Below are 25,567 nucleotides of genomic sequence, written 5' to 3'. Positions count from 1 at the left end.
TAGTAGATATATAGTAGGAGGCTCACGATGGACACACGGAGTAAACTCATTGCCCTATGGTGGGCTGATTACATTTATAGAAAACGAAATCAAATTGAAGCTCGTGATCACGACTGGTGGTTGCGGGCTTTTGTTGTGGGGTTGAATTAATGCGTAGCACGAAACAATACGGCTTAGTCAATAGCTGGCAAGAACACCAAGCGTTGATTAAGGCGGAACATACATACGAAAAATTACATAAGAAAGATAAGCAGTCGGCATATTCCAAGAACGTGTCGGCTATTAGTTTACATAAAAAACGGAGGTGTGGTGAGATGACATGAAGCTAACTGCAAAGCAAAGATTATTTGCGGATGAATATATCAAAAGTGGTAATGCTATGCAATCTGCCATTAAAGCTGGATATTCAGATAAGTACGCTAAGTCCAGTTCTTCCAAAATGTTGGAAAATGTGGGAATAAAATCCTATGTTGACGCTAAAATGGCTGAAATCGAATCGCATAAGATTGCAGACGCTAAAGAGGTGCTTCAGTTTTATACTCGGGTGTTACGTGAAGAAGAGACTGAAGAAGTTGCCTTACCGACAGGCGATGATGTTGTCACCGTTGAGAAAAAGCCAAGTTTCAAAGACCGACTAACGGCTGCTAAGGAATTGATGAAGCGGTATCCACTGAATGATCCGTTGGTAGCAGCACAATTAAAGAAACTACAGGCAGAGGCTGATACTGCCGAATGGAAACGTAATGAACTTACTGGTGATAATGATAGCAACGAAAGTACCACATTGGTTGACGATATTGGAGGGATGAGTGATGACGACCATTAAGTTAAGTCGAATGATTAATCCTCATTTCTACCCGTTGTGGCGAACTAATAAGCCGTACATTATCGCTAAAGGCGGACGTGGTAGTTTCAAGTCGTCAGTAATCAGCATGAAGTTAGTTACGATGATGAAACATTGGACGCAGCTTAATAAACGAGTTAATGCGATTGCAGTACGTGAAAACGCTAGTTACTTACATGACTCGGTTTATAACCAGATCATGTGGGCGTTAACAATGCTGAATCTGAATGACGAATACAACTACTACAAATCACCATTACGAATTGTTCATAAACGAACGGGTTCAACGTTTTATTTCTATGGTGGCGATGACCCCATGAAGTTAAAGTCCAATATTGTTGATAACGTGATTGCGGTTTGGTATGAAGAAGCAGCTAACTTTAAAAGCCAAGATATTTTTGATCAGGCTAACCCTACATTTATTCGACAGAAGCCTTCATTTATTGATCACGTTACTGTTTTTTATAGTTATAACCCACCTAAAAATCCCTATGACTGGATCAATGAGTGGATTGAGCAACAGGAACAGGATGATGATTGCTTTGTTGATACTTCAACTTACCTTGATGATAAATGGGGTTTTACTACTGATCAGCAGTTAGCATTAATCAACCGCTACAAGAAGAACGACCCTGATTACTATCGCTGGCTATACCTTGGCGAAGTCGTCGGCTTAGGTACTAACATCTACAACATGGATAACTTCAAACCACTGGAGCAATTACCAGATGGTGATGTTATTACCAACGTTTTCTATTCTGTTGATACTGGGCATGAAGTATCTGCCACAACGTGTGGTGCTTATGGAGTGACCAAAAAGGGCAATGTGATTTTGCTAAATACCTATTACTACAGTCCACAAGGTAAGGCGCATAAGAAACCGCCTAGCGAGTTATCTAAGGATTTGAAACAGTTCGTTGATAAAGTATCCGATTGGTTAGGGAAACAGCCTACAAACATGACAATTGACTCTGCTGAAGGGGCCTTAGATAACCAGTTCTACAATGATTTTGGTATCCATTGGCATAAAGTAAACAAATTGAAAAAAGTAGACATGATTGACCGTGTGCAAGATTTACTAGCACAGGGTCGTTTTTATTACCTGAAGCGTTCAGAGAACGACATCTTTATTGCTGAACATCGTAAGTATCAATGGGACGAGAACACGTTACAGAGTGATGATCCCAAAGTTATCAAGGAAGATGACCACACTTGTGATATGTTTCAATATTTTGTCCGTGACAATGAACGCTTCTTAGGTTTGAAGTGGTAGGAGGTGAAGACATGAGTTTCTTCTCAACACTACGTAATATTTTTAGGAAAGGAGGTGCCAAGCTGGGTATGGTGAAAAGTCTTAATAAAATCACAGATGATGATCGTGTAGCGATTGATCCAGACGAATATGAACGGATTCAAATGGCTAAGGCGTACTACCGTGATGATCTACCGAATATCTGGTTCCGGAACAGTTATGGAGAACGACGTCAACGGTCGATGAATACATTGAATGTTACCAAGTTAGCATCGAAACGGTTAGCATCAATTATCTTTAACGAACAATGTGAAGTGTCAGTTGATGATAATGAACTAGATAAATTTATGAAACAGGTTATTGATGATAATCATTTCAACCTGCAATTTGAACAACACCTTGAAACAGCGGTAGCACTTGGCGGTTTAGCGGCACGTCCTTATGTTGATGATCAGAACAATATTCGGATCGCATGGGCAAATGCTGACCAGTTCTACCCATTACACACCAACACCGACAATATTAGTGAGTGTGTGTTTGCATCGCGTTCAACCCGAATTGAGAATAAGCAGACTGTCTATTATACGTTGCTAGAGTTTCATCAATGGGATGGACCTAATAAATACATCATTACGAATGAATTGTATCGTTCAACCGAACGCAACGTGGTTGGGGAACAAGTACCATTAGCAACCCTGTACCCAAACCTGCAGGAACAGGTTGAGTTCAATGGCATTATCAAGAAACCATTGTTTGCGTACTTCAAAACACCAGGAGCAAACAACCAAGATCTTGATAGTCCGTTAGGGATGGGAATTGTCGATAATTCAAAGAACATCATTGATGCCATTAATCATACTCATGATGCGTTTGTCCATGAAATCAGAATGGGAAAACGGAGAATTGCTGTACCTGCTGAAATGTTACGTCCTGGTACATCATTTGGTAATAATGACACTGCCGAAACTCATCCACGGATGTTTGACCCAGATATGGATGTTTATGAACAGTTCTATGGCACCGATGATATGAAAATTACCGACCTAACTAGTGATATTCGTGCTGATCAATATAAGGCATCAATTGACTACTTCCTGCGTGAATTTGAAGAACAGACCGGTTTTAGTGCTGGAACATTCTCTTTTGATGGTCAAGGTGTTAAGACAGCGACTGAAGTGGTTAGTGAGAACTCAACGACCTATCAAACCCGTTCTAGTTATTTGACACAAGTTGAGTTATTCCTTAATCACTTGGTTACCGCAATATTAGAAGTGGCAAGTACACCGGAGTTTTTTACTGATCATCAAGCTCGTTGTCGTTTTAATGCTGAGGATGATTTGAAATTATCAGTTCACTTTGATGATGGCGTATTTATTGATAAAGATAAGCAACGGAGCGATGAGTTAGCTTTAGTATCTGCTGGTGTAATGCCGAAGAAAGAATACTTAATTCGTAACTTTGGTTTGAGCGAACAGGAAGCCGAGCAATGGATGAATGAAGTCCAGAGTGAACAACCTGAGAGTAGCTTTAATAGTCCTGAAGAAATAGAAGATCCAACTGGAGACGATGAAGTAGGAGCTGATTAATTATGGGAGCACGGGAGCGCTTTGAAAAAAATAGTCAGCAAATTATGGATACCTATTCAGCGTTGCAAGACCAAATTTTTAAAGTGATTATTGATACTCTTCAAGAAGGTGACTACAAGCATATTGATCAAGCCGATGTTGTTCTATGGCAAGCTAAACAATTGCAGAAGATTGGAAAGCTAAACCGTCAGACAATGCAGCTGATGGCTAATGCAGATGGATTATCAAAAGCAGCGGTTGAAGACATGGTTAAATTCAATGGCTTACAAGTACAGAACGAAGTCGATGATGAGATTCAGGGTGTATCTGATGCACCAACTCCAGTGAGTTCGGACATTTCAATGCTGCTTAACGGGATTGTTGATCAAACGTGGACTGATTTACAGAACAATGTAAACGAAGCGTTAGTAACTCGTAATTATGGTGCTTCATCAGTAACGAAGGTTTACAGACGAATACTCAGTGAATCAACTGCGGCAACCGTGTCAGGATTACTTACTCATCAGGACGCTGTAGAATCAGCAGTATATCGAGCGGTGGATCGTGGCTTGCCCACTAAACTAGTTGATAAAGCGGGACACAATTGGAGCTTGGAAGGATATACAAGATCCGTGATAAGGACTACTGTTAACCAGACATATAATTCAGTGCGCTTAAAGCGAATGAAAGAGTTTGGGATGTCACTAGCATTAATGAGTAGTCACCCTAATAGTCGGCCGGCATGTGCTTATATCCAAGGTCATGTTGTTAACCTTGTTCCACCAGAAGACCCTGCATACAATGATAAGTACGATAGCATTTATAATCATGGCTATGGCGAACCAGCAGGTACTCAGGGGGTTAATTGCCGCCATCGATTGTTTCCGTATGTTCCGGGAGTAAGTGTTAATCATCAACATCAATATGATCCAGAAGAAGCAATTGCCAATGGTAAATTAGTTCAAAAGCAACGAGCAAGAGAACGAGCAATTTGTGATGCTAAACATCGCTTGAAAGCTGCTGAAGAGATTGGCGATGTTGATATGATCAATAAAACAAAAACCTTGTTACATGCAAGGCAGAAGAACTTACGTGAGTTTATCAAACACACTAATCATGAGCATAAGAAAGTAATTTTAACTCGTGATTATTCGCGAGAAAAAGCACTTGGCCCACACGAGGAACAAACTAACTACATTAATCAGCATCGCGCCAAAGAACTGGTTAGATTGAAAAAGACGTATGGTTCACATGGCTTTCCAAAAACACCTCAAGAATATCAACGTTTGCTGTATAATAAGAGTACCGGACAAGCGATGCATGCTTATGTCCAAGCTCGGAAGCAACATACAGTGGAACCCGTTGTTAAGTACACCGATTACATTCGGACTAAGAAGCGATTAGATAAAGAAGTTATTGGTATGACAACTTCAACTGGTCAAGTAATTAAGTCGTATTCCGATCACACGTTTGATCGTATCTTTGGGGTTCGTAAGGATCAACATGGCAAGCTACGAATTGGTGTCTCAATTGAACAACTAAAACAAGCGTTACAATCGCAACGGCATCTTAGTAGTAAGCAGCGTAACACCGAAACGTATATTACTAATCAAGCACGTGTCATTGTAAATACTAAAGGGAATATAGTAACGCTAGTACCAAGAAAGGAGAAATAAAAATGAGTAGACCTTTGAAGTTTAAAATTAAGGATTATGATTTTATTTCTCATAAATTTCCCCAATATTATAGTTTGCTAGTTCCAAATGCTTCTCGACACGGTGATGAAATGTGGATTAATACAAAAGATCAGGAAGCATATGATTATCTTCTTGATAATCTATGTTTAGAATTAGGCGCTGCTCTTAACGATGAAGGTGATCTGAATAAGGATGGTTTACGATTAGAAGCAGCTTGGGACTACGCAGACCGAGAAGGTAAACCGATTGGAGAAATAGAGAACTAACATGAGGCCACTAAATTTTAAGAAGTCAGACTACTTATTTATAAAAGAAAAGTTTCCAAACTTTTATAAATTACTAAGCAAAAAAGCCAAACTGATTCATGGGGAATATCAAATTCCACTAGCCGATATGGATGAATACGATATTTACTTCGATGCCTGCGGTGACGAACTCATGGAGGCGTTGACACCGGATAATTCTGAATTAAGTAGGGATGGTTTACGTCTTGAAGCTGCTTGGGATTATGCTGATAGTAAATGATATGCACTAGCAAGTAGCTGGTGCTTTTTTAGTAGAAATGATTCGACCTGAGTATGTCGTAAAACTGCTCTTTTGTTATGCAATCAATTCTCGGAGTTCGTAACTCCGTCAACAACCAACGTAAAGGAGAGATCGCAATGAAGCGTGAAGATTTAAAAGAAATGGGCTTGAACGATGATCAAATTGCATCGGTAATGACTGCTTATGGTAAGGAAGTTAACCCGTTGAAAGAACAACTCGATAGTTTGACTAGCGAACGTGATAGCTTGCAACAACAAGTTTCTGATCGTGACGGGCAACTTGACGATTTACGGAAGAATGCGGGTAAGAACGAAGAACTAGAAGCTCAAATTAAACAGTTGCAAGACGATAACAAAGCCAATGCAACGAAGTACCAAAATGAGCTCGCCGCAAAGGAAAAGAGTTTCAAAATTGAAGGTGCTTTGCGTGATGCTAAGGCTAAGAATGTTAAAGCTGTTATTTCTTTAATCGACACCGATAAAGTTAGCGTGAAGAAAGATGGGACGCTAGATGGATTAACTGATCAGATTGATGCTGTTAAGAAGTCTGATGGTTACCTGTTTGATACAGCAGAATCAAAGAGCCGTATCAACATTGGTGGTAATTTCAGCAATAATGACAACACTAATACTGGGACAGATAACATTGCTTCTCATATCGCTCAACGCTTTGCACAGTCTCATGAATAAAGAAAGAAGGAATAAATAATGACAGTTGCATTAGATCAAAAGGATTTAAATACGATTGATGAAGAATTCGCTGCGGATTCTAAGATTTGGCAACCATTAACTGGTGGGGCAAAATCAATTACTGCTGCGGACTTCACTGGTGTTCACACTGTACGTGTAAACAAGATGTCTGGATTTGTTGAGGCAGAAACTTATCATCGTAATGGTGATAACACTCGTCACAATGTAAACGTTGAAAAGGAATCATTTGAACTGAAACAAGAAGATTGGATCGGTTACGACCTTGATCAACTTGACATGGACGAAAATGGTGCCTACCAAGTTGCTAACGTTGTTCGTGAACATCAACGCTTAATTACGGTTCCACATCGTGACAAGTTTGCTGCACAAAAGTTGTATGACACGGCTAAGAATGGTGGAAAGATGGTCACTGATAACATCGATAGCAAGAATGCTCTGGACGCCTATGATGATTTGGAACAATACATGACTGATAACGAAATTCCGGGTGGTTATGTTATCTTTGCTTCGTCTAATTTCTATCGTGCATTGAAGAATGCGGATGGGGTAACTAAAAACTTCTCTACCAATACTCAACAAATTAACGGTATTGATCGGCGTGTTGGTCAACTTGATGGTGGTGTGCCAATTCTAACTGTACCTAAGGCACGGTTACAAGGCTTGACTATTACTGATAACGTGAACTTTATGGCAGTTCCTCTCTACGCAGTTGCTCCTATCGTTAAGTACGACACTGTAGACGTGCTTGATGCTTCCACAGACCGTTCTGGTTACCGGACAACAATTAAGGGGCTTTCATATTACGACATTCTAGTATTTGATAATGCTGAGAAGTCAATCTATGTTGCTGCTTCACCCGCATCCCCAAAAGCGTAACCCCGCAGGTTAAACCAAGCGGGGAGTTTGACCCAAATGGATCAGTAAAGCCAACTGATAGCCAAACCGTTGATCAGATTAAGGCATACATGGATAAGCATGGGATAACCTATACTTCAGCCATGAGCAAAGCTGATTTATTAAAGACAATTAATGGTGGTGAGTAGTGATGGAAATACACTTAACGTTTGCTGAATATAACGATTTGGGATATGCAGCAGTTAAGGTAGAAGGCTTTGACACTATTGAGCGTCAGGCACAACGAGCGGTCGATAGTGCTACGGATTACTTTTACCAAGATCATAGTATTAGCGATGATCCTGATAAGAAAAAGGTGGACGCATATAAAACCGCTATTTGTGAGCAGATTGATTTTATAAATGCCACAGGTATTAACTCATCGTATGAAAATGGCGATGACTTCAATTCGATTTCTGTCGGTCGGCTGTCTTTACAACCGACAAACCATGTATCACAAGACAGTATGGTTAACGGTGTATGCAAAGAAGCTTATCAGTTACTAGCTCACTATGGCTTGCTGTATCGAGGAAGAGGGAGTGATTGGTATGTTGCCACGCATTCCGAAAAAGATGTGTAATCAATCCATTAAGATCAAGGTAGCTAATGGGAAAGAAGATGATTATGGTCATGTTCAAACTGAGGACGTTACCTTTGATCATGTTTTAGTACAACCGCAAACAATCTATTCTGGTACAAGTAATAGCCGTACTATTACGGCCAATGCAGTTGTATTTTTGTTTGCGGGTGTCACGACACCAATGCCGAAAATTGATAAAAATTGGGTAGGTTATCATTTAACGTTTGAGGGTAACGATTATACGATTACAAACATCGTGGATAATCGAGAACCTTATAGTAATGACGTTTACTCATATGAATTGGAGGTGTTGTAATGAGCGTTCACGTAACCGTTACTGGTTCGCAGCTTAGCGATATTTTAAGTGGTCAATCATTGCAACGCGCACGATATACGCTTGCCAATCAGGCAATGTCAGATATGGACCAGTTTGTGCCCTTTAAGCAAGGTAATCTAGCGGGTTCAGCACATCTGGATGGTAAAGGCAATATCGTGTACAACATTCCTTATGCTAAAGCCCAATTTTATGGAATGGCTGGTGGTAAGTATCCCATTAGGAATTACACCGTCTCTGAACATCCAAACGCAACTAAACGTTGGGATTTAAAGGCGAAGTCATTATATGGTGATGAATGGGCAAATAAGGTTAAAGATAAACTACTGGAGGGTAAGTAATGGACTTAAAAGAACGAATGAAGGACGCAATTAATACGTTGAAGTTACCAGTTACTTGCCGATTAGGTTATCTTGATGGTAAACATAATCCTGATTTACGGTTACAGGTATTACCGGGTTCAACGGTGATTGATCGTGATTACGCTGGTAATAAAACTGAGCAGTATGCGATGGAAGTAATTATGCGTGGTGATGAGGAACTTGTGATTAACCAAGCCCTGGCGATGATTGCTGATTACTTATGTGATAATGACTTTCGAGTCGTCAGTCATGACGGCTCTTTTGTTTACAGTGAATTAGGTGTTGCTTCGTTTCCGCACCCAATCATGGCGGATACGACTGGCGAAGTAACATATGTATTTGATTTCAAAGTTACAGTCGATACTTTTACGAAAGAAGGATGATTTAAATGGCTGACGATAACACAATCACAACTGGTGCCGGTGGCTTAACTCCACAAGAAGCACCAACGAAAATTGGTAAGTTTTTACTAAACTGGCAAAACAAAATTGAAATTGCTGTTGATGATGAAACTGATATTACCAAAGCCGATTCTGCAAAGTGGGCACGTTTAGCAGCAGGTATTAACAACTTAACGCCTGCCGAAAACGATACAACTGCTAATGATGAATATTATGACGGTGAAGGTTTTGGTACATCAGACGTTACGTCTAAGCGTTACCAATTCACCATTGCCGGTCACCGTGTTTACGGTGATGCCGCACAAGATTACATTGCATCTAAGATGCTTGAAATCGGAGATAAGCTTAAAACTCTGTTACGAGTTACTTTTGCTGATGGTTCCCAAGTTTATGGCGTTGTTACTTTAACTAACATCGTACCTGCTGGTGGTCAACCAGGGGCTAAGCAGACTTTCAGTGTTGTTTGCGTATTTAACGGCAAGCCTAAGTTCGTACCAGCCTCAGCTAACTAATTAATTCAAAAACAGAGACGAGTAACGTGAGACGATTGGAGGAAATGTAAATGACTGTGATCAATTTAAATCTTGATAAAGAATTCGGAAACGTAAAGTTAGATCGGGAAGTAGTTGCTGGAGAAAAGAAGTATCACCTTGTATTTAACGATGCAATGTACCAGAAGATTGCTGATTTACAAATTGCGGAAGTTAGTTTGTTAGACCAACTTGAAAAGCGCAAGGATGAATTTGTCGACAAGATGAATGTCACTGAACGACAAAAGTTTCTGCATGAGTCATTGGATAAAGCACTGGTTAGCCTTGAAGAATCATTAGACACGATTCTTGGTAAAGGCGAAGGAAAGCGACTTTATAAATATTATGGTGAGTCAACATACATGCTTAGTCGTGTAGCTGAAGAACTGATCAAGTTAAACGATAAGATTAACGGAGATCAAGAGGCTAATTTCGACCGTAAAAAGAAAGCAGTTCGTGATCATTACACCAAAAATAGCAAGAAGCGTGAGTAACAATGCTTTCGCTGAGTGAATCACTGGGAAATGAATTTGAATACGCTGGAAAGATTTATCACATTGATTTGGCATTTGATACCGTCCTGCGTTTTTATGAAATGCTTGACGATGAACGCTTAGAAGATGCTGAAAAAGTTGCTACTGCATTTGAAATGTTTTTTAACCAACCAGTTAAGAACGCTGATTTTGCAGTGAACGCATTCGAGCAAATTTCTAAGTATATTTCAATGAAACCTTATGGAAATGATGATGAAGATAACAGTAGCAACCAACCTGTTGCTCGTGATCCACGTCAGTTGTATTCATTTCAACAGGATGCTGAAGCAATTTTTGCTAGTTTCTATGATCAATACGGCATGAATTTGATTCAAGAACAGGGGAAACTTCACTGGGATGAGTTCAAAGCGTTGTTTCAAGGCTTAGGCCCACAGACATACTTTCAGCGAATTATTGAGATTCGAACGAAAGACACAAAAGACCTGGAAGGTGAACAACTTTCAAAGGTTATCCAAGCTCAACAATTCTATGAGCTGGATGTGAATAAGTCACAGGCTGCTAAAGAAGAACAATTTGCCAATTTCGGTGAAATTCTCAAAAATTGGGCACAGTAATAACGGAAAGGGGGAATTGACGTGGCAGACGGTACGGTTAATATTGACGTTGTCCTTAATAGCGATCAGGCTAAGTCTAATGCTAAAGAAGTCGATGATTTGTTAAAAAACATCGGTGAGGGCGCAGGAGATCAGGCCGAAAAGAATATTAAGGAAAATACCAATAAAGCCGTCAAAGACGCAGAAAACGCCCATCAAAAGATGGACGAAGAATTAAAAAAACCGATTAAAACTAAGATCGGTGCGGATACCGATGAAGCTACCGAAAAAGTTAAACGAATTGGTTCCCTTTACGTTAAAATCCCTAAAGACGTTAAAACTAAATTAATTGCTGAAGCGCGTGAACAAGGTATTACTAACTTCAGTAAGTTACTCCGTCACATTCCTAAACGTTATTTAACCGAGTTAGTTGCTCAAGTTAGGAAAGGTGAAGCGGTTAATTATGAAGAACTGCTGCGCAAAATTCCTGCTAAGATTACAACTCAAGTTAAGCTCAACGATAAAGCTTCGATTCCATTAAGACAGGTTCGAGAAGAAGCTAAAACTACAGGCGGATCATTTAGCCGGTTGCACGATATTATTGCCGGGACTTTTGTTGGTGGACTTGCAGTAAATGGAATTAACGCTGTCAAAAATGGGTTAATTGGTGCTGCTAAGGCCGGAATGGAATATAACATTCAACAAGACCGTATGAAAACGGTTTGGGAAGCCTTAACAACCGAAGCACCTAAAGATGGTAAAGAACTCATTAGTTATATTAATGATATTTCACAACATTCCATCTATGCTTCAGACACCATTGACAAAATGGCGCAATCTTTCTACCACGTTCACTCTAGTGTCAAAGAAACTAAGGACTGGACGAATGACTTTGTTCGGTTAGGTTCCACTCTACACATGAGTAACGAAGAATTAGCAGAATCTGGTGAGCAATTCGCTAAAATTGTTGCTGGTGGTAAAGCTAATGCTGAAGATATGTCAGTCATGATTAACCGGTTCCCAATGTTTGGTGAAGCTTTACAAAAGGCGACTGGTAAATCTATGTCGCAGCTTTATGAAATGTCATCTAAGGGTAAGTTAACTGCAAAAGAGTTTGAAGAAGCACTTGATTATCTCGGAAAGAAGTACAAAAATTCAACTGAAGAAGCAATGACCTCCTTTACTGGTATGTCAATGTATATTAAGTCACGTTGGCAAGTGCTCTGGGGAGAAGTCACTCAACAAGGCTTCAAGGGTAGCAAAAAGCTCTCAGAAGATTTGCGTGACATTTTATCTGACAAGATGATTGAAAAATATGCTGGTCTTTTAAGTCAAGCCCTCGGTAAAATCCTAGAAGGTGTTATGGCTGTTTTAGATTATATCGGCAAGCATAAAGATACGATTGTTGATGTGCTAGGCAATTTAGGCCAAATTATTGGTATTATCGGGCAAACCGTGTGGGACACTTTTGCTGGAATCCTCCATGGTATAGCGTCAGCATTTGGCTTAACTAGTGACAAAAGTAAAGGTGCGCACGGTGCACTCGAAGACTTCGATAGCATTTTGAAGGCCATCTTGGCGCATAAAGGGGTAATAAAAGCCTTTACGGAAATCTTTCTTGCAATCTTTATTGCGAAGAAAATTTACGATACGGTTGATGCCCTGATTGCTTTTTACGGTATTTTAAAGACGATTGCTGGGCTTCGTGGTATTGGTGGAGTGATGAAAGGAATTGGTGCTGGTGCTCGTGGTGAGTCATTAGCCACTAGCGCAGAAGAAATTAGCGCCGGTGGTTTAGAAGCGTCTAAAGCTACTAAGACTGGTCGCCTAGCTGGACGTGGATTTGATCATCTATTTGGCATTTCGGCTGGTCGGCAAGCAGTAGCCGAGGCCGGTGAAGGTGCTGCAACAAGAGTTGGAGCCAACACAGCCGTTCGCGCAGCAGAAAGTGGCATTATCCGCCGAACTGCTTCTCGAATCCCGGTCGTTGGATCGCTAGTTGCTGCGGGTACAGAATTAATCGGTATCAATAAGCGGAACCGTAACGAAAAAATTGGACGAGCTGTAGGTGCTGGTGGTGGTACTGCTGCCGGCGGTGCCGCAGGTGCTTGGATTGGTGGGGCAATTGGTTCTATCGTGCCGGGTGCCGGAACTGCGGTTGGAGCAGGAGTTGGTAGTTTAATTGGTTCTACTGTTGGTGGTATATTCGGTGCTAAAGGCGGTGGTGCTGTTGGTAAGAACTTCAACAAATGGAAGTCACAGGCTACAAAAGCACTGTCTAATCTAAAAAAGACGATTTCTACAAAAGTGAGTGATATTGGTAGTTCCCTTAGTGAAGGATTTGGTAGAATTACGAAACCAATTAGCAAAGTTTGGTCCAAAATTACTAAACCAATTGTGAATGTGTTTAATTCACTTAAAAGAACATTAGCCAATATTGCTAAAGGAATTGGTGTAGTCGTCCTAGCTCCATGGGTATTGTTAACGGCAGCCATCATTAAGACTTGGCAGAAAATTTCAAAGCCAATTGGTAATGTCCTTAAAACCGTATCCAAATTAATTAGCCGTTCGTGGAAGTCAATTACTAAGCTAACCTCTAAAGCGTGGAAAGGCTTAACTAAGATTGTAACGAAAGCTTTCGATGCAATTAAGAAGCCAATTCAAAGGTCTTTGAAGGTAACTGGTAAGTTAATTCAATCTGCTTGGAAAACCATTAGTCGAACAACTTCTAAAGTGTGGAATACACTTACCCGCCTTGTAACCAAGGCAGTTCAAAGAATGGCTAAGCCAATTTCTAGGATTTTTAATTCAATTGCCAAAACTATTAGTCGGGTATGGAATACTGTGTCACGGCTTACCTCTAAAGTTTGGGATGGTATTGAGCGTACTATTAGCAAGACACTTGGTGGTATTTGGAAATTCATTAGAGATAAATTTGACGATATGAAAGATGCCATTGACGATGCAATGAATGGTATTAAGAAAATTTGGGATGGTATTTGGGATGCTATTGCTGATAAGGTCAAGGGTGTCTGGAACACCATTAAAGGTGTTGTTACTGATGGTATTAATGCCATTGGTGGTTTCTGGAACACAGGTGCAGACGGCCTTGAAAAAGTCGCTGGTTTCTTTGGCGCCAAAGTTAAAATTCCACACATGAAGAAACTTGCTGGTGGTACGGCTGGTCGGCAAGGTGAAAACATGTTGGCAATGGTAAATGATCAGGAAGGACCACTTTACAGAGAAGCCATTTTCCGTAATACTGGGCAAATTGAAGTTCCAGAAGGACGAAATGTTATTACTCATCTGCAACCGGGTGATGCGGTCATGCCTGCCAAACAAACTGCTAAATTGCTGGGAATTCCACGGTATGAAGGCGGGTTTGGTGATTGGTTTGGTAAAGCACTCAATTATGCTAGTTCTAAGATCGGTAACCTTGAGGACATGATCGACGATAAACTAGACGCAATTGAAGACGCTATGAAAGATCCGTTGGGAACTTTGGTTAAGATCTATACCAAGGGTACGGATAATGCAAAAGTAATTTGGCATGATATTGCTGAAGATGGTGCTCGTAACAAAATCCCACATTACGCTGAACAATGGTTTAAAGACTTACTTAAAAAGCAAGAAGAAAAGCTGGATGAAGTTGGTGGAAACGGTCCAGTTAGTGCTTCGTTGATTCGACGAGCTGCGCATAAGATGAAAGTCGACGTTTCTGCTGGTGATATTCAAAAGATCATGAATGTTATCATGCACGAGTCGCGCGGCCAAGCCCACGCTATTAATAACTGGGATAGTAATGCTAAAGCAGGGACTCCATCTAAAGGGATCCTACAATTTATTGATCCCACGTTCAGAAGCTATGCAATGCCTGGGCACACCAATATCTGGAGCCCGTACGACCAGTTACTTGCGATGTTTAATGACTCAACGTGGCGGTCTGATTTGCACACTGGTGGATGGGGCCCTACTGGTGGCCGTCGTTTCGCCAATGGTGGCTGGACTGATAAGCCAAATATTTTCGGTGAAGTACCAGGAGAACCAGAATTAGCCATTAATCCGCGGCGAGCAACTGCCGAGCAACATATTGCTGAAGCGATTGAAGCACGATCTAATATTAATCCAAATGGTTTAGCAGGCAATTTACAACGGATCATCAATTCCGCTAAAAATGGGATAAACGGTTTAATGCCGGCATTTGCCAATCCAACTCAAAACAAAATTAGCAGTAACTCATCAATAGTTAATACAACTAGTGGGGAAACTAACTTAAACGTGACAATGGAAATGGACGGGACAACGGTTGGCCGTGTTCTGTACCCACATATCAAATCGAATATGGCACAAGAGCGGATTATCCATGGAAACGGTGGAGCAATCCCTGTTGGACGTGCATTACCAGTAGGAGGTGGTTTCTAGTGTCAACAATTATTGTTAAACGTCTCAATGGAACTACCTATGATCTGGATAAGTTAGGATTCCATGTTAAGAAGTTTGATATTCCCATGAACAACTACAATTTGTCGTATCAACAAATTGGTAAATATGGTGCGCTACTAACGGATGTTCAAGAGCAGCAATTGACAATTCAGTTGACGCTTGATGTAACAGCACGTGATCTAGCAGACTATAATTTGCAGATTTATCAATTGCGGCGAATTTTTCAGAGTGATGAAGATTTCTATGTTTGGAATAATATAATTCCATATTTACGTTGGAAATGTCGTGCCGAGGCTGTAACGCCTACACAAAACGGTAATTTCTGGCGAGCAACGGATGTGGCAATTAACCTTGATGTGCCAAGCGGCTATGCTGAAACGGTTGCTACTACCCAAGATCCCATCGACTTTAATAAGGGACAATGGGGGTTTGGTGAAGGTATTCCTGATGAAGAATTGAAGTACACCTACACGACTAATGACTTTAGTTTTTGGAACTTAGGTATTATTCCATTGAATGCTGACGAGCGACCGGTGAAGATTACATTTAAAGGAAATGCACCGAGTGGATTTACAATCACTAACCAAACGACGTCAAAATCTATGAAAATTAGTAGGGGAGTTAGTCCTAATGATACGGTTGTGATCAATGGATTAATTCCTAGTTTTAATGGGACGCCATCTTACAAAGATAGCGACCATGGGTACCTTGACTTTGTAACCGGTGAGAATAAATTGCATATTGATGGGGCCAATGATTTTGAAATAAAGTTTGACACTCGATTTTACTTCTAGGAGGCGATAAGATGACTGATTTCTATAAAATTGCAATGAAAAATTACAATAACGACGAAACAGTGATTACCGCCTATGGAGTAGCATTAACTGAAACTCTGAATAGTTTTTCTACCGTAGCTTTTAACTTTAATGCTCTTGGTAATAATCAGGTTGCGGAAAACTTATTAGGTCCACGCACTTTATTTACATTAGAGAATGGACAGATGTTTCGCCTAACGACTTCAAACCCAACACCTAATAGTCGTTTTCGCCAATATGCAATTACTGCAACCCAAGTGGGCCATGATTTAAATGACTATTATCTTAAAGATACAATGACTGGTTCCCAGTCAATTCAGGCGTGTCTTGATTTCATTACCAAGGACACGCCTTTTCATTATCAAGTTGATAGTCAATTTGACAATCATGATTTTGGGGATGACACAATTGGCGGTAGTCATGCGGATGATGTCTTGTCTTCCATAGCAGAAGCATTTGGCTGCGAATGGTGGTTTGATAACTACACACTTCATGTTGCTAAAAGGATTGGTAAAGATGATGCGTTTCTATTTGTAGATCGTGTGAATACTTCCCATATTGCATGGAATGAAGATTACTCTGATTTTAGAACTGCTATTCATGGAACCGGTAAGCCGATTGAACAGGATAATAATAGTAGCAGTAGTGGTGGAGATATTGAGGCTCTGTTGAAACCGTATGTTGGTAAAGCGCCTTATCATTGGGGCGGTACTACTCCGAGTGGCTGGGACTGTTCTGGAATGATCGATTGGTTGTTACAGCAATATGGAATTCCGTGGCCCAATTCACGCCCGAACACGGTAGCTTTAGAAAGTATGGGACAAACTGTTGGTCCGCCATATCAACCCGGCGATTTACTCTTTTGGGGGCCGCATGGTGGTTCGTGGCATGTTTCAATTGCTGTTGGTAATGGTTATCGAATCGGTGCTGATAATGATAATGATGGGACAGTGTACCGTCCTATTGATAATTGGCCGCCATCGTTTGGTGTCCGAGTACCAGCGTTGTCAGCTCATGCTAGTGGAGGTACTTCTGATGATGACAACGGTAATACTGCTGATCAACCGGAACAATATACTTGCGAAGTGGATTATCTAAGTCCTTGGGCTGATAAACCAGGTATTGGTAAGATTTGGGCAGATGACTTTAGTAGCGATACAATCACTGACGAAAACACATTGAAGGAAGCTATGAAGACTCAGCTTCACGATTATCCAGATGTACAATATACGGTCGATTGGATTAGTTTCAAAGAAAATGTTGGGGATATGACTAACGAAGTTAAAGTTGGTGATAACGGTTGGTTACGTGATCGAATGGGAACTGATGTAAATGTGCGGATTCAAAGTTATACGAAATACTTAGATAATGCTGACCCATCGAACGGTGATTCAATTACCTTCGGTAACAAAATCTTTGATAGCGCTCTGTATGATTCTCGACAGAATCAGGCTAATGATATTAGAAAACAGATTGAAGCGTTGAAACAATCAAATGAGAATACTAATAATATCAGCTACACGATTGCAACAATGACCGGAGAGGAGGTTCAACGTCTTGACGAATACTTCAAACAATGATGATGTAAGAAGGATGATCATTTTAGATCGGGGAACCGATTCAGAACTCGGAATTGTGGGACTAGGATATTCTCCAGACAATGGTGAACATTTCTATGTGACCAACACAATAAAAGGTCGTGTATTCCGTGCACGAGATGTTGATATGCTTTGGCCACTTTTAGTTGATAAAATCAAATCAGTCATGTCATTAAGCTGGGATCAGATTCAAGGTAAACCAACCTTAGTGACGAAAGCTGAGTTAGATCAACGGTTGGCTAAGTTAAACATTTCAACAACTGTTAGCTGGAACGAGATCACTAACAAGCCGGACGTTGCTTTAAAGAGTGAATTACCGAACACTAGTAATTTAGCAAGCAAGGTTGAGGTTGATAAAGTAAAGGCGACTGCTGAAAGTGCATTAAGTAATGCTAACAAGGCACAATCAACAGCAGACGCTAACACTAAGAAGTTCGATGATTATGTTTCTAAAGACTACTACACGGAAGAAATTAGTAGCGTTCAACAAAATCTGAACTCCCAAATTTCCGACGCAAGTGACATGGCTTACCAAGCCTATACGATGGCGCAGAGCGATGCTAACATTGATACTAGCGATTTACATACAACCAAAAAGCCGTCTGATTATGAGGACGGCTTTTCTTATGAACTGAAATCGTTAACTACACTAGGCATTGATCGCTCGCAGTCCCATAGTTCAGCGCAGACTGGTGACTTAGGGTTACTGACAACAAAAGCAGTTAGTTATAACGGCACAAGGTTTGCCCGACAAGTCGTTGAACAGTTGGATAATCTGCGACCGTTAAACTATGCCCGAAATGGCTATAACAGTAATTGGTTCAAGTGGGAAGCTGCCACAAACTGGTAGAGGAGGTACCAAAAGATGTCTATACGAATGTGGGATGGTAAGCCTCATACGTTTAAGTCAGTGTGGTTGGGAAACCTAGCAGAGTTTGAAAAAGCAATTAATGGCTATATGGAATGGATGAATGGGGATATTGGATTATATAATTCGTTGTCATTAAAGATTGATTTAACCCTCCCTAACTATTTTGGACGAGAGCGACGAATTAAAATTCAAGATCAGATGAAAGTTATTCGTTCATTTTTAATTGATGTAGAACGGATGATGAATGATTCTAGTTATCAGGAATATGACGATGAAACTGGTAAAGCAATTCCTTATCGGCTATCTGTTCAAGCACTAGATGTTCCGCTGACTAATGATGCCAAGAACTACAATGCGTTATTCAAGGAGCTTGAACGAAATTTAGACTTACTTAACAAATTTAGGGATGATAACGCAAGTGATTAGAAAGGAGTGATAGAGTGGCAAACAATGCATTAAATACCCCTTACATTGATCTTGACTTGTTCCGTTGGCAAAATGAAGAAGTTGATATTACGAGTCAATTTAAGGGTCACGTTGGGGATGTAGACGAACCAATTAGATTGCGCTTTTTGTGGGACGGTCTACCGTTTGATATGCGTGGTTGCAAAATTGCATATGGTGGTTCGGACCCGAATGCGCAGACTCATATGCACTACGCTTATCCGCAAAAGGTAGCTAAGCAGGACAACCTTCAACAAGGTCGGTTTACGATGTATTTTGACCGCTACACCTTTAAGAAGGATGGCTACTGGGACCAATTTTATTTTAAGGTTATTAAGGGTGAAGGAGACAACCAACAGGTTATTTCCACCGTTAACGTTAAGATGTACGTTATTGGTGATGTAGCCTTAATGCATATTGGTGAAGACAGCAAAGGCTACTGGCAAGACATGGTTGAGTCAGTACAAAAGCTGCAACAAAAAGAAGAGGAACTTGAACAAGAGGTACAATCACTTAGTGATACTAAAAAGCAGTCCATTAATGACATCACTGCAAAAATTGTTCAGGAATTATCAGAATTACGTGATAAGTGTAAACAGGCAATTAAAGATGCTATTGCCACCATTGATGATCCAAAAGATGGATTGATGGTTCGCTACCAGGCATTAAATACGATTGCTAAGCAGATTCAAGAAACACTGAAAGATGCGCAATTTCATGATCGTGTTTTCCAATATGAAACCGTTCAAAAGATGAAAGATGCGGTTCAGCCACTTCCAGGTGATTTAGCGATTACGCAAGGTTGGGACAACCGTGATGACGCGCGGGGTGGTTTCTGGCGAATTAGAGTTAAACGCGACAACGAAACGGCTGATAATAAGCGGACAATTGAACTCGGCACCGGCTATATTGCCGAACGGGATTTTGGGATTGTCCAGGATATGGACCCAATCCATCTCGGGACGGTCACGTTTGATGCCGTGACGGACGCCACAGGTTTTACGGATTATATGCCGGACACGCACTTGTACATTTCTAAGTACGGGGCAGGGGTTGCCCAAATCGATGTTGATATGGCTGGTGGTTCCGAAGTCAACGAAATTAAGATTCAACCGATCTTCAACGGTAATCAAATTGAACTGTATATTTCGCCGGCGGCGATTCGTTACCGGATGCCGGACGTCAACATGGAAACGCCGTCGAGTGTGGAATGTGATGGACCAAATGTCTACATTGGTTTCAATATCTACACCTTGACGGTGGCCATGAAGGGCGCCAAAGCGACCGGCTTTACGGTGGATAAGGACTTCATTACGGAGTACAAGGATTTAACAGTGACATTATAGGAGGATTACGATGAATTACGAACAATATAAGATGGCCCATCAAGAACCCAACTGGGACAAGAAGTTCAATGCGTTTCTTGATGCGCTCAATTCTGATTGGGGGGGGTAAACCTCCAGCCTTCAGATAAACAAACTGCCGGGTTAGTCTGGTTAAACGGGGCGAAAAATAAACAAGCTACGTGGTATCGGATTACGCAACTCGGTGGCGGGTTTAAGATTGTCGAGTTGGCAGTCGACTTTACCGGAGTGTCGGCTAATGCTTGGCAAGGAAAAGATGTTTTAAAAATTCCGGACACCATCGCCATGCACGATGGCGGAATGGAAGTGGCTCAAGGTGCCCACTATCTGAACTTAGTCGGCAACACCGTCAGTGTTACCAGTGGTGACACCAACGGATTAACTGCCGATAGTAGCACTTGGGGACGCTTCGTCTATATCACTAATTAACGGGTAACCATTACGGTTGCCCGTTTCGTATTTAAGAAAGGAGTAACCACAATGGAACAATTACCTTTAGTGGCACACCAGGAACCAAACTGGGATAAAAAAGTTAATCAAGCCATCGAATTGCTAAATTCGGTGGGGGGGTAATTGACGGCCTCCGACCGACTGAATTTATGCGTAGCGGCATTGTTTTTTATAATGGGTTTCAAGATAACAGTAATATGTCTGGTTACCGTTACGTGCAGTTACCTGGCGCGAAGTTAGTTGATTTGAATATTGTTTCTAGTTTGAGTTCACCCAAGACAGGGATGACCTTAGACTGGTTCTCGGTACCCGAATCAATTGATTTTACTAACTTTTATATTCTAGGTATTAATGGCAACGGGGCCAATATGTATGGGTTAACGGGAACCCAACCGAATAACAACGGGAAAAATAAACTGTATATCGGACGCACCGATTACAGTAAGGATGCCGAATGGGCAACCTCCGGAATTTATAACATGCACGCTACCTATCTACACATTGATTAGCGGGCAGGTTCGAAACTGCTCGCTGAATAGAGAAGGGAGCAATTTCGATGGCACGGCAAGAAATCAAGCATCAACAACCAAACTGGGATGGCCCAGTAAATCAAATGTTTAAAGAACTTTATGAAGTAACAACCACTTTGCGAGGTGAAACAACGGTTGACCAGCCGAACACTAACTACCTATTAACTAACGGGGTAACTAATCCGGGTAATAGCGCGTTACGAGTTTGGCAGGTTAAACATCAGGATTATTCAGATATCTATGGATCAGGTTATTTACATGTGCCAGCCAACACCGATCGCTTTAAAATTAAATTTCCTTACTACTGCGTAGTGGGTGATTACCGAAGCGGCCAATGGTACAACTGGGGCGACATTAGCTTCCAGATTGAAGAGAATAACTCCATTACGGTGATCTTCAACGGCAACGTCACTAAAGACTTAGATATCTGGATTAATTTCCATGTTCAGCACAATAACAAGTGGTAATTAGAAAGGGGAAACACAATGGCAAAAACGATTTATCGTTTTGACAGTGATGGCTATTTAACCACCACTGACGTCGTAGCCGATAACTACGTACTCAAGAGTAACGAAACCACGACTGGTCCCGATAAGATTGAAAAATCAACGGTCAAGCGTGAAGGCAATGGTTGGCGACAACTAACCGATGAAGAAGACGCTGCTTACGTGAAGGCACATCAAACGATGATGCCAATGCCAAATAGTCAGCCACAAGCTGACCCAGCATTGCTTGCCTTAGGTCAGCAAGTCGGGAACCTAGTTGCTAAGAACCAAGCATTAGAAGCGCAGTTACAAAAGAGCAACGAAGCAACCCAAGCACTGGGGCAGCTAGTTGCTCCATTAATCGCTAAAGAAAACGCTACAACTCAAGGAGGTAATTAATCATGGGTGCAATGTATTCATTTTGTAAATTAATGTATGGAATGGCGGGGTTTGATATTGACTTCTACATTAAACTAGGAGATTCAGTGCTTACACCAGCTGGTTATAAGGACATTACTGGTAAGGACTACGTCCCTGCCGCTTAGTTAAGAAAGGGGGAAAACCCCGGAGAAGTTAACATCCTCGCCGAAGAAAGATAACAATACATAAAAAGAAGCTCGCTGGTTAGCGGGCTTTTTATTATGGGCGGGTGATTTAGGAGTAGAAATTATGGAATTTTGGCATATCACATTAGTTGGCTTAATATTGGTTTTAATAATTTTAGTTATGAATGTTATGGGATTGTTATAAAACTATATAATTAGTATAATTTCTAATGATTTTTCAATACATTAGGAGAAGATATTATGACTAAAGAACAAGCATTAGAAATACTAATTGAACAAATAAATCATAACATGGAAACATTTATTGCTATTGTTTCTATTTTGTTAGCTGTATTTGTGGTTTTTCAGTGGCGATTATCGAATAAGCAAATCGAAAAAATGAAGAAAGATACTCTTGATAAAATTGAAGGAAAACACCATTTGTCAAAGTTAGAAGAAGTTGTTTCAGATAACTCAAAAAAAATTAAAGAATTAGAAAGTCAGATAAATGAGTTAAAAGATGAAGTGAAAGTAAATAAAGCAGACGAAACAATGGACATAGATAAATTAAAAGAAACAATAAAAACTCAAAAACAAATGGAGATTCAAAGGGGTTATACAGTAATTACAGAATTAGATCAAATGGTAGATGAATTAAAGCAAAATGATACATTTTGGGTTATGAATCATCAGCAAAAAATATATCGGCTAATTGATGAACTACTTGTAAATAAGTTTTTGCCTAATATTACTAAAGCACCAACTTTAAGTATTATTTACGACAAATTATACTATGTTAAGGACAATAATAAGAAGTATGCTGAGGAACTTCGTAATTATTTGGTGGAGAAAGCGGGAGATTTGATAAAAGCCGGGCAAGAGTTCATGAATTCCCCACTTAGAGATAAAAATAATGATAAATAAACCAAAAAAGGCCAAGCCAAAACAGTAGCTAAATACTGATGTAACTTGACTTTGAACATAAAAAAGGCAGATACCAAATGGTATTCACCAAATAAAAAAGAGCGCCTATTAAGCGCCCCAACCGGTTCAGCCTAAGGAGCTACCTTAGTACTATTTTGCACACCGGCATAATCTTGCTGATACATATATTATAACATAGAAAATTCATGTTACAATACAAAAGCACACTGAAAGGTAGCTCCTTTCAATGTAAGTGTGTGTTTGGAGGTGACTCCAATGCACCATTTGTGCATAGTTTTGCTGATCGTGCCTAATAAACACGTTAAAAAATTAATTAAATGGTTCTTCAAAAACTGGTTTGACTAGTTAGCGAAGACAGTTTAGCGCCTAATCGCTTGGATGCGAGCAGGCGCTTTTATTATACACAATTTTAAGAGGAGGTAGGAAAATGCACCATCAATTTTTTGGATTATTTCTTGATGAGTGGGCGTCATTGATTGCCATTGGTGGTGGAGTTGGTGCGGGACTAGCCTTAGTGATGAAATATGTGTTGATGCCCTTGAAAAACAGTATCGACCGTTTAACAGAGGTTATCCATAACATTAATGATCTAACCAAGGAACACAGTAGAAGGATTGAACGATTAGAAGACCGGTTTGAGGAACACGTCGGCGAAGCTAAGGTTCGTAATCAAAAGATTAAGTCACTAGAACATGAAGTGTTCGATAAAGGAGGTTCAAAACGGTGAACAACAACAATTCTAAATTAATGTAGGCGTTCTTAAAGAAGTTTTTGAACGCTGATGGAACTCTAAATAAGACTGTGATTGCGTCATTCATTACCTTGTTAATCGTATTAGTTCAACAGGTCATGATGGCTTGCGGGATTTCCTATGGTCACTGGGACCAGTTAGTCGGTATCATTAACACGGTTCTAACTATTCTAGGGCTTTGCGGTTTTGTTGAAGGCAACGGCGAAGTGGAGACACCAACTAATGCAAAGGTAGGTGATACGACAAATGAAGCACAAACTAAATAGATGGCTGACGGTTGTAATTGCAACCGCATTTTTATTTTGTGGAATTTCAACAACCTTTTCAGTTGGGGGAATCACCACAACGACAATTCCTACAGCTTATGCTGCTAAGGGTGACCAAGGGGTCGACTGGTCGAAGTACCAAGGTAATTATGGCGCATGGGGCTTGAATGATGATAAGTTTTCCATTAGTCAAGTTGGGGGATATTACAATGGTTCATTCATTGAACAATATACTTATCCAACGCAAGTAGCGACTACTATTGCACAAGGCAAGCGAGCCCACACATATATCTATGCTCAATTTAGCGGTCGGTGGCAAGCTGACCAAATGCTCAATTATTATCTACGAAAGGTGCAAACACCCAAAGGTAGTATTGTGATGTTGGACGTAGAAAGTGGTAACCCAGACACTGATTCAGTATTGTATGCTTTGAAACGGGTTCAGGACTCAGGGTATACAGCAGTGTTGTATGGTTACAAGAGCTTCTTGGTCAACCATCTTGACCTACACAAGATTGCCAGTAAATATCCATTGGCGTTAGCTGAATATCCTGACTACAATGTCACCAAGCACCCGAATTACAACTTTTTCCCGTCATTTGAAAACATTGGAATTTTCCAATTTACCTCGACATATAATGCAGGCGGATTAGATGGCGATGTTGATTTAACGGGAATTACGGATAATGGTTACAAGGCAGGTAATCCACAAAAGCCAAAGACCAATACGCCAGCCACTAACACTGGTAAGCAATTGCACCAAGATACTCATAACTACACCGTTAAACGTGGCGATTCTTGGTGGAGCATTGCCCACAAGTTCGGGATGGATATGAACGCTCTAGCGAAGTTGAATGGTACCACCATTAACACCGTTATCCACCCGAACCAAGTATTACGGGTTGCTGATCACGGCTCAGGTAGTCAAGTATCGAATAAGGTACAGAAGCCAATTGCTCAACCGAACCAATCCAACTGGACTGATAACATGGGCGACACTTGGCATCATGAAAGTGGAACCTTCACGTCTACAACATGGTTGCACTTACGATGGGGAGCTAAACCAAGTTCTTCGTCAATTGCCTATGTTGGACCAGGTACCACAATCAAGTACGATGCTTGGTCAAAGCACGATGGGTTCATCTATGTTCGCCAACCGCGTTCACACGGTTATGGTTACATTGCCGTGCGGAATGCTTGGACGCATGAACCTTACGGTACATTCAAATAAACAATTTTGTCCTAGTGGTCTTTATTG

At 40.7% G+C, this 25,567-nt stretch carries 32 protein-coding genes; all 32 read left to right on the top strand.

Translation table 11 applies throughout. From position 1 onward, the window contains the following. The first annotated feature begins 27 nt into the window (after positions 1-27). The 32 genes from Q0C76_RS01305 to Q0C76_RS01150 all read left to right on the top strand — a co-directional run bounded on the left by Q0C76_RS01305 (position 28) and on the right by Q0C76_RS01150 (position 25,540). Complete coding sequence (locus tag Q0C76_RS01305) at positions 28-150, top strand: hypothetical protein (protein ID WP_295728665.1); 123 nt, start codon at positions 28-30, stop codon at positions 148-150. Beyond that, on the top strand, positions 150-323 hold the full coding sequence (locus Q0C76_RS01300; RefSeq protein WP_295728663.1) for a hypothetical protein: 174 nt from the start codon (positions 150-152) through the stop codon (positions 321-323). Before Q0C76_RS01305 ends, Q0C76_RS01300 begins: the two co-directional genes overlap by 1 nt. Beyond that, positions 320-826 (top strand): terminase small subunit, encoded by a 507-nt coding sequence (locus Q0C76_RS01295; RefSeq protein ID WP_295728660.1) that lies wholly within the window; start codon positions 320-322, stop codon positions 824-826. Before Q0C76_RS01300 ends, Q0C76_RS01295 begins: the two co-directional genes overlap by 4 nt. Beyond that, positions 813-2,117 (top strand): PBSX family phage terminase large subunit, encoded by a 1,305-nt coding sequence (locus Q0C76_RS01290; protein WP_295728657.1) that lies wholly within the window; start codon positions 813-815, stop codon positions 2,115-2,117. Before Q0C76_RS01295 ends, Q0C76_RS01290 begins: the two co-directional genes overlap by 14 nt. Positions 2,118-2,185: 68 nt before the next feature. Further along, positions 2,186-3,682 (top strand): phage portal protein, encoded by a 1,497-nt coding sequence (locus Q0C76_RS01285; RefSeq protein WP_295728654.1) that lies wholly within the window; start codon positions 2,186-2,188, stop codon positions 3,680-3,682. 2 nt (positions 3,683-3,684) lie between these two features. Then, positions 3,685-5,337: a phage minor capsid protein gene (locus Q0C76_RS01280; RefSeq protein WP_295728651.1), complete on the top strand. Its 1,653-nt coding sequence runs from the start codon at positions 3,685-3,687 to the stop codon at positions 5,335-5,337. Positions 5,338-5,339: 2 nt separating this feature from the next. Next, positions 5,340-5,624 carry a hypothetical protein gene (locus Q0C76_RS01275; protein WP_295728648.1) on the top strand — a complete coding sequence of 95 codons (285 nt, stop codon included), beginning with the start codon at positions 5,340-5,342 and terminating at the stop codon, positions 5,622-5,624. Between the two features lies 1 nt (position 5,625). Continuing rightward, entirely contained in the window at positions 5,626-5,883 is a 258-nt protein-coding gene (locus Q0C76_RS01270; RefSeq protein WP_295728645.1) for a hypothetical protein, read from the top strand. Between the two features lie 137 nt (positions 5,884-6,020). Next, positions 6,021-6,593 carry a phage scaffolding protein gene (locus tag Q0C76_RS01265; RefSeq protein ID WP_295728642.1) on the top strand — a complete coding sequence of 191 codons (573 nt, stop codon included), beginning with the start codon at positions 6,021-6,023 and terminating at the stop codon, positions 6,591-6,593. A gap of 18 nt (positions 6,594-6,611) precedes the next feature. Next, positions 6,612-7,490, top strand: coding sequence for a capsid protein (locus Q0C76_RS01260; protein ID WP_295728640.1), 879 nt, complete (start codon positions 6,612-6,614; stop codon positions 7,488-7,490). A gap of 169 nt (positions 7,491-7,659) precedes the next feature. After that, positions 7,660-8,088 (top strand): hypothetical protein, encoded by a 429-nt coding sequence (locus tag Q0C76_RS01255; RefSeq protein WP_295728639.1) that lies wholly within the window; start codon positions 7,660-7,662, stop codon positions 8,086-8,088. Beyond that, positions 8,057-8,404, top strand: coding sequence for a putative minor capsid protein (locus tag Q0C76_RS01250; protein ID WP_295728637.1), 348 nt, complete (start codon positions 8,057-8,059; stop codon positions 8,402-8,404). Before Q0C76_RS01255 ends, Q0C76_RS01250 begins: the two co-directional genes overlap by 32 nt. After that, the gene (locus Q0C76_RS01245; protein WP_295728634.1) at positions 8,404-8,763 is read left to right on the top strand and encodes a minor capsid protein; all 360 of its coding nucleotides are present in this window, start codon (positions 8,404-8,406) and stop codon (positions 8,761-8,763) included. Before Q0C76_RS01250 ends, Q0C76_RS01245 begins: the two co-directional genes overlap by 1 nt. Next, complete coding sequence (locus Q0C76_RS01240) at positions 8,763-9,167, top strand: hypothetical protein (RefSeq protein ID WP_295728632.1); 405 nt, start codon at positions 8,763-8,765, stop codon at positions 9,165-9,167. The genes Q0C76_RS01245 and Q0C76_RS01240 overlap by 1 nt, the downstream gene beginning before the upstream one ends. Before the next feature lie 5 nt (positions 9,168-9,172). Then, positions 9,173-9,697, top strand: coding sequence for a phage tail tube protein (locus Q0C76_RS01235; protein WP_295728630.1), 525 nt, complete (start codon positions 9,173-9,175; stop codon positions 9,695-9,697). Positions 9,698-9,747: 50 nt separating this feature from the next. Continuing rightward, entirely contained in the window at positions 9,748-10,209 is a 462-nt protein-coding gene (locus Q0C76_RS01230; protein ID WP_295728628.1) for a hypothetical protein, read from the top strand. A 2-nt stretch (positions 10,210-10,211) separates the two neighbouring features. Further along, complete coding sequence (locus tag Q0C76_RS01225; protein WP_295728625.1) at positions 10,212-10,823, top strand: Gp15 family bacteriophage protein; 612 nt, start codon at positions 10,212-10,214, stop codon at positions 10,821-10,823. Positions 10,824-10,844: 21 nt separating this feature from the next. After that, positions 10,845-15,224 carry a tape measure protein gene (locus Q0C76_RS01220; RefSeq protein ID WP_295728623.1) on the top strand — a complete coding sequence of 1,460 codons (4,380 nt, stop codon included), beginning with the start codon at positions 10,845-10,847 and terminating at the stop codon, positions 15,222-15,224. Then, positions 15,224-16,039 (top strand): phage tail domain-containing protein, encoded by an 816-nt coding sequence (locus Q0C76_RS01215; RefSeq protein WP_295728621.1) that lies wholly within the window; start codon positions 15,224-15,226, stop codon positions 16,037-16,039. Before Q0C76_RS01220 ends, Q0C76_RS01215 begins: the two co-directional genes overlap by 1 nt. Before the next feature lie 11 nt (positions 16,040-16,050). Continuing rightward, complete coding sequence (locus tag Q0C76_RS01210) at positions 16,051-17,640, top strand: phage tail protein (protein WP_295728618.1); 1,590 nt, start codon at positions 16,051-16,053, stop codon at positions 17,638-17,640. Beyond that, on the top strand, positions 17,618-18,508 hold the full coding sequence (locus Q0C76_RS01205; RefSeq protein ID WP_295728615.1) for a hypothetical protein: 891 nt from the start codon (positions 17,618-17,620) through the stop codon (positions 18,506-18,508). Before Q0C76_RS01210 ends, Q0C76_RS01205 begins: the two co-directional genes overlap by 23 nt. Before the next feature lie 15 nt (positions 18,509-18,523). Next, positions 18,524-18,955, top strand: coding sequence for a hypothetical protein (locus Q0C76_RS01200; RefSeq protein ID WP_295728612.1), 432 nt, complete (start codon positions 18,524-18,526; stop codon positions 18,953-18,955). Positions 18,956-18,969: 14 nt separating this feature from the next. Continuing rightward, entirely contained in the window at positions 18,970-20,319 is a 1,350-nt protein-coding gene (locus Q0C76_RS01195; RefSeq protein ID WP_295728609.1) for a hypothetical protein, read from the top strand. 96 nt (positions 20,320-20,415) lie between these two features. Then, positions 20,416-20,766, top strand: coding sequence for a hypothetical protein (locus tag Q0C76_RS01190; protein WP_295728607.1), 351 nt, complete (start codon positions 20,416-20,418; stop codon positions 20,764-20,766). Positions 20,767-20,936: 170 nt separating this feature from the next. Then, complete coding sequence (locus tag Q0C76_RS01185) at positions 20,937-21,296, top strand: hypothetical protein (protein ID WP_295728605.1); 360 nt, start codon at positions 20,937-20,939, stop codon at positions 21,294-21,296. A 47-nt stretch (positions 21,297-21,343) separates the two neighbouring features. Then, positions 21,344-21,784, top strand: a complete 441-nt coding sequence (locus Q0C76_RS01180; protein WP_295728602.1) for a hypothetical protein — start codon at positions 21,344-21,346, stop codon at positions 21,782-21,784. Positions 21,785-21,802: 18 nt separating this feature from the next. Continuing rightward, positions 21,803-22,201, top strand: a complete 399-nt coding sequence (locus tag Q0C76_RS01175) for a hypothetical protein (RefSeq protein ID WP_295728599.1) — start codon at positions 21,803-21,805, stop codon at positions 22,199-22,201. A gap of 2 nt (positions 22,202-22,203) precedes the next feature. Beyond that, complete coding sequence (locus Q0C76_RS01170) at positions 22,204-22,347, top strand: hypothetical protein (RefSeq protein WP_295728597.1); 144 nt, start codon at positions 22,204-22,206, stop codon at positions 22,345-22,347. Between the two features lie 261 nt (positions 22,348-22,608). Continuing rightward, positions 22,609-23,271 carry a hypothetical protein gene (locus Q0C76_RS01165; RefSeq protein ID WP_295728594.1) on the top strand — a complete coding sequence of 221 codons (663 nt, stop codon included), beginning with the start codon at positions 22,609-22,611 and terminating at the stop codon, positions 23,269-23,271. A gap of 448 nt (positions 23,272-23,719) precedes the next feature. Next, complete coding sequence (locus tag Q0C76_RS01160; RefSeq protein ID WP_295728592.1) at positions 23,720-24,019, top strand: hypothetical protein; 300 nt, start codon at positions 23,720-23,722, stop codon at positions 24,017-24,019. 44 nt (positions 24,020-24,063) lie between these two features. Beyond that, positions 24,064-24,309, top strand: a complete 246-nt coding sequence (locus Q0C76_RS01155; RefSeq protein ID WP_295728590.1) for a hypothetical protein — start codon at positions 24,064-24,066, stop codon at positions 24,307-24,309. Beyond that, positions 24,290-25,540, top strand: coding sequence for a GH25 family lysozyme (locus Q0C76_RS01150; RefSeq protein WP_295728588.1), 1,251 nt, complete (start codon positions 24,290-24,292; stop codon positions 25,538-25,540). The genes Q0C76_RS01155 and Q0C76_RS01150 overlap by 20 nt, the downstream gene beginning before the upstream one ends. Positions 25,541-25,567 lie beyond the last annotated feature (27 nt).

The sequence above is a fragment of the uncultured Limosilactobacillus sp. genome, from assembly GCF_934202705.1.
Taxonomy (GTDB): domain Bacteria; phylum Bacillota; class Bacilli; order Lactobacillales; family Lactobacillaceae; genus Limosilactobacillus.
Note: the sequence above shows the minus strand (reverse complement) of the source record. Positions and strands in the feature narration are given on the sequence as shown.